This window comes from Streptococcus pseudopneumoniae (assembly GCF_001072375.1).
Lineage (GTDB): Bacteria > Bacillota > Bacilli > Lactobacillales > Streptococcaceae > Streptococcus > Streptococcus pseudopneumoniae_L.
The window spans coordinates 1-5,415 of the sequence record NZ_JVKV01000092.1; the positions used below are offsets into that span (position 1 = coordinate 1).

4 protein-coding genes are annotated in these 5,415 nt (G+C 40.0%); all 4 read right to left on the minus strand.

Annotation, left to right across the window (positions count from 1 at the left end; genetic code table 11):
• Positions 1 to 30 precede the first annotated feature (30 nt).
• Positions 31 to 2,118 (minus strand): type I DNA topoisomerase, encoded by a 2,088-nt coding sequence (gene topA / locus ADH31_RS07195; RefSeq protein WP_049509831.1) that lies wholly within the window; start codon positions 2,116 to 2,118, stop codon positions 31 to 33.
• A gap of 118 nt (positions 2,119 to 2,236) precedes the next feature.
• Complete coding sequence (gene dprA, locus ADH31_RS07200; RefSeq protein ID WP_152904343.1) at positions 2,237 to 3,094, minus strand: DNA-processing protein DprA; 858 nt, start codon at positions 3,092 to 3,094, stop codon at positions 2,237 to 2,239.
• A gap of 106 nt (positions 3,095 to 3,200) precedes the next feature.
• Positions 3,201 to 4,136 carry a 4-hydroxy-tetrahydrodipicolinate synthase gene (gene dapA / locus ADH31_RS07205; RefSeq protein ID WP_049509834.1) on the minus strand — a complete coding sequence of 312 codons (936 nt, stop codon included), beginning with the start codon at positions 4,134 to 4,136 and terminating at the stop codon, positions 3,201 to 3,203.
• Between the two features lie 50 nt (positions 4,137 to 4,186).
• A complete protein-coding gene (locus tag ADH31_RS07210; protein WP_049504392.1) occupies positions 4,187 to 5,263 on the minus strand; it encodes an aspartate-semialdehyde dehydrogenase in 1,077 nt (358 codons plus the stop codon).
• Positions 5,264 to 5,415: the final 152 nt, after the last annotated feature.

Here is a 5,415-nt window from a genome sequence, read left to right on the forward strand (position 1 = left end):
GCCTGAAATTTACTTTCAGAACTCATTTTTTTATTTGATTTTTTCTTCTTCGTAATCACCATTGCTACAAACGATCTGCTTACCGCCACCACGGACTTTTTTCTCCATGAGGAAGTTTCCACATTTTGGACAATCTCGGCCAACAGGCTTGTCCCAAGAAGTAAATTCACATTCTGGATAGCGATTGCAACCATAGAAGATACGATTACGCTTGGTTTTTCGTTCAATAATTTGACCTTGATGACAGCTTGGACACTCAACACCAATCTCTTTCACGATAGCCTGTGTATGACGGCAATCTGGGAAATTGCTACAAGCATAAAACTTACCAAAACGACCAAGTTTAATGACCATCGGACTGCCACACTCTTCACAATCAAATCCTGCTGGCTCATCCTTGATTTGGATTTTTTCCATTTCCTCTTCGGCTTTGGCAACCTCTTTAGAGAAGGGTTTATAAAATTCATCAATGACTCGTTGCCACTGCTCTTTTCCAACTTCGACATCATCCAGTTTACCTTCCATTTCAGCTGTAAAGGTTACATTGACGATATCAGGGAAATATTCAACGATGAGCTTGTTAACAATTTCTCCCAATTCTGTCGGTTCAAAACGCTTGGCTGCCAAACGCACATAATAGCGCTTTTGAATGGTTTCAATTGTAGGTGCATAAGTTGATGGGCGACCGACTCCGTTTTCTTCCAAAGTTTTAATCAGTGTCGCTTCCGAATAACGTGCTGGCGGTTGAGTGAAGTGTTGCTCAGGCTTACTATTGACCTGCTTGACGACATCACCAACTACCATATCCGGCAACATCTTATTCTTATCTGAATCATTGTAAATGGCCAAGTAACCGTCAAATTTGACCTGACTACCATTCGCTGCAAACTGAACTCCATTTTGAGAGAGCTTCACAGCCATGGTATCAAAGATAGCACCCGTCATCTGACTCGCTACAAAGCGATTCCAGATAAGGGTATAAAGCTTAAGTTGGTCTTTATCCAAATACTTAGCAATTTTTTCTGGCGTGTTAAAGACACTTGATGGGCGGATAGCCTCATGGGCATCCTGTGCACCAGTCGCATTCTTTACCTTGCTGCCATGTTTAGAATATTTACTGCCAAAACGTTCATTAATGTAGTTTGCAGCTTCATTTTGAGCAACTGGACTGATACGAGTCGAGTCTGTACGCATATAGGTAATCAAACCTTGGACGCCCGTACCAATATTAATCCCTTCATAGAGTTGCTGGGCAACCATCATAGTCTTTCGAGTACGGAAATTGATTTTATTAGCTGCATCCATCTGCATAGTTGAGGTAGTATAAGGGAGTGGAGCGTTACGCTTGCGTTCTTTTTTATCTACCTGATCAACTGTAAAGTCTTTGCTGGATAGATGAGACAAGACTTCTTTGACCACTTCATTGCTTGTCAATTTCATCTTCTTGCCATTCATTCCATAGAAGGATGCTTGGAATTGCTTAGTCCCCTTTTTGAAGACTCCATCAATAGTCCAATATTCTTCTGGTTGAAAAGCATTGATCTCATTTTCACGGTCAATGATTAACTTGAGAGCAACAGACTGAACACGGCCAGCTGACAAGCCCTTTTTGACCTTTTTCCATAAAATTGGTGAAATAGAATAACCTACCAAGCGGTCCAAGACACGACGGGCTTGTTGGGCATCCACCAAATCCATATCAATCTTACGAGGTTCTTTAAAGGCATTTTTTACCGCATCCTTAGTAATCTCGTTGAAAACAACACGGTTAGCATCATTTTCATCTAGATTTAGAATATGAGCTAAATGCCAAGAAATTGCTTCTCCTTCGCGGTCCGGGTCACTTGCGAGAAAGACTTTATTGGCTTTTTTCGCTTCTTTTTTCAAGTCATTGATCAGAGGACCTTTCCCACGAATATTGATATATTGGGGTTCATAATTATTTTCTACATCGACTGACATACTGGATTTTTTCAAATCACGAATATGACCAACACTGGCTAAAACCTTATAATTTCTACCCAGGTATTTCTCAATCGTTTTAGCCTTTGCAGGCGACTCCACGATTACTAGATTTTTTTTAACTGTTGATTTTTTCTTCTTTGTTGCCGTAGCCACAGTATCACACCTTTTCAAAGTAATAAACTTTATAAAGTGTAAACCATTTTTAAAAACCTGTCAAGACTTAACTCCTATATATAGAAGAAAAGTTTAACCGATAAAACCTTGCTAGTTCTTAAAATTCAAATTCTGCTAGCACATCCTGACCACTTGAAACAAGTTTTGCACCTTCCTGAACCAAGTGATGACAACCATCTGAACGACCATCTAAAATGCTCCCTGGAATAGCAAAGACATCTCTTCCTTCTTCCATAGCTCGCTCACAAGTAATCAAACTACCAGATCTCATCTTTGCCTCAGCAACGATGACACCCATACATAGACCAGCAATAATTCGATTTCGCGCTGGAAAATGATATTTCAAGGGTTCTTCGCCAGGTCCATACTCACTCAGGAGCAAATGATATTCACCGATGTAGTCCTGCAGTCGTTTATTAGAACGCGGATAATAGACATCCAAGCCAGTCCCAATGACTGCAATGGTTTTTCCACCACCTTGAAGAATAGACATATGAGCTGCAGTATCAATCCCTCTAGCAAGCCCACTCACAATTACCAGCTCATTCTCCAGTTCTTCAATAACCTTACGAACTGATTTTGTTCCTGTTTGACTACAAGAGCGACTGCCTACAACAGCAATCTTAGGTAACTTTAAGAGATTTAAATCGCCCTTATAAAATAACAACACTGGAGCATCATAGATTTCACTGAGAGCAAAGGGATAGACATCGTCTAGGATGGAAAAAGAGGGAAATTTTTCAAAGTCACTTCTTAATCGCTCCATACTTTCAAAGGTGAGTTTATGGTAACGTTCCATAAAAACCACTGGATTTCTACACTCAGATGCTTCTGCTATCGTTTCTAGGGTTAATTCTTGATCATAGATTTCTCCATATTGAAGTACCTTTAAAACCTGTTGATTACTTAAACCTGCTTGTTTCAACTTATAAATCTCAAAATTATCAATCTTAATTTTCATGATAGACTCCTTGTTTTTCTCTCTATCTATTTATTCGTAGAAAAAGAAAAAAACTTCCCAACAATTTTACTTGTTTAGAAAGTTTTTTATATTAGTTATCTTAGTAATCAGGACGAAGGACTCCAGTGACAGTTGCCTTAGTTGCTTCGTAATCCCCATCAATAACAACCTTGATAATGCGTTTAGCATCCTCTTCAGGCGTAGGAACCAAAGGTAGACGAGTTGGCCCAGCTTCAAATCCCATATAGTTGAGTACCGCCTTAACAGGTGCCGGACTTGGGTAAGAGAAGAGAGCATTGACTTTAGGAATAAATTTACGTTGAATCGCTGCCGCCTTCTTCATATCACTCTCTTCAATCGCAGTGAACATTTCATGCATCTCATCCCCATTTGTATGGGAAGCAACAGAGATAACTCCGTCTGCACCAAGGTTCATAGCATGGAAGGCATCTCCATCTTCACCAGTATAAACCAAAAATTCTTCTGGTTTATGCTCAATCAAGTAAGCCATATTGGCAAGACTGGTACATTCTTTGACACCGATAATATTTGGATGTTCTGCCAAACGAAGTAAGGTATCTGGAGTCATTTCAACAACTACACGACCTGGAATGTTATAGATGATAATTGGCAAATCAGAAGCATCTGCAATAGCTTTAAAGTGCTGATACATACCTTCTTGGGATGGTTTATTATAGTAAGGAACAATCGCAAGACCAGCTGCAAAACCACCAAACTCTGCTACTTCTTTGACGAATTCGATAGAGTCACGTGTGTCATTGGTACCCACACCAGCGATTAAAGGAACTCGTCCGTTGACAACCTTTTGAACAGCCGCAAACAACTGCAACTCCTCATCGTGAGTTAGAGTCGGACTCTCAGCAGTTGTCCCTGCTAAGAGAATTCCATCTGTATGATGAGCCAATAAATGTTCAATCAACTTTGGAATGGCATCGAAATTGATAGAGCCATCTTCATGAAAAGGAGTAATAAAGGCTGTGATAATTTTACAATCTTTTAAATCTTGATAAGACATACAAAACACCTTTCTATTTTAAAGAAGGAGTTCAAAAGAACTCCTACACATTATTTCAATTCAAATTTTAATTCAGCTGTTGGGCGAACCAATCCACGTTCGTGAAGTGTTTCTGCGATTTGAACTGAGTTCCAAGCAGCGCCTTTAAGAAGGTTATCAGAAACCACCCACATATGAATACCTTTTTCTGCATCCAAATCTTTACGGATACGTCCAACGAAAGTATCACGTGAACCAACAGCATTTACTGCTTGAGGATAGATTTGGTGAGCAACATCATCTTCAAGAACTGCACCTGGGAAGGCAGCAATAGCTGCTTTCACTTCTTCGATTGGTGCTACTTCTTTTGTTTCAATATAGACTGACTCAGAGTGAGCTGACAAAACTGGAATACGTACACATGTTGCTGATACGGCAATGCTATCGTCTTCCATGATTTTCTTGGTTTCATTGGTCATCTTCATTTCTTCGTAAGTGTAGTCATTATCAGTGAAAACATCAATTTGTGGAAGAGCATTGAAGGCAATTGGATAGTGTTTCTTATCGCCACCTGAAGGCAAGATTTCCGCATGCACATCACGTGGATTAACACCGTCATTCAAGACTTCACGAAGCTCACGTTGGGTTTCAAGAATTGCTCCCATACCAGCACCTGAAACTGCTTGATAAGTTGATACGATAATACGGTCCAAGCCCCATTTCTGACGAACTGGTTCAAGAGCTACCATCATTTGAATAGTTGAACAGTTAGGACATGAGATGATTCCGTTGTGAGCATCAAGGGCGTGAGCATTCACTTCAGGAACAACCAATGGTACATCTGGATTTTGACGGAAGTAAGAAGTGTTATCTACGACGACTGCGCCTGCCTTAACAGCATAAGGTGCGTATTTTGCAGAAGTTGATCCACCAGCTGAGAAAAGAGCAATATCAACCCCTTCAAAAGCGTCTTCTGTTGTTTCTTCGATGGTCACATCTTGACCTTTGAATTGCAAGACCTTTCCTGCAGAACGTGCAGACGCAAGGTAACGAATCTTATCGATCGGAAGAGTTGATTCTTCCAACATTTTGATCATTTGAGCACCAACGGCACCTGTAGCGCCAACAACAGCAACTGTGTATCCCATAACAAACCTCTTTCGGAATTTTCTAAAAATTTCTATAATAGAAACATTATACTACTTTTTACCAAAATTGAAAAGTCTTTTTCCTATCTATTTTCTGAAATTGACAAGAAAAGGCGGTGGGACAGAAATCGATAGACAAAGTCTCGATTTCG

Excerpts from the sequence above, each read along its gene's own strand:
- dapA (WP_049509834.1), bottom strand. The coding sequence starts at position 4,136 with ATGTCTTATCAAGATTTAAAAGATTGTAAAATTATCACAGCCTTTATT.
- ADH31_RS07210 (WP_049504392.1), bottom strand. The coding sequence starts at position 5,263 with ATGGGATACACAGTTGCTGTTGTTGGCGCTACAGGTGCCGTTGGTGCT.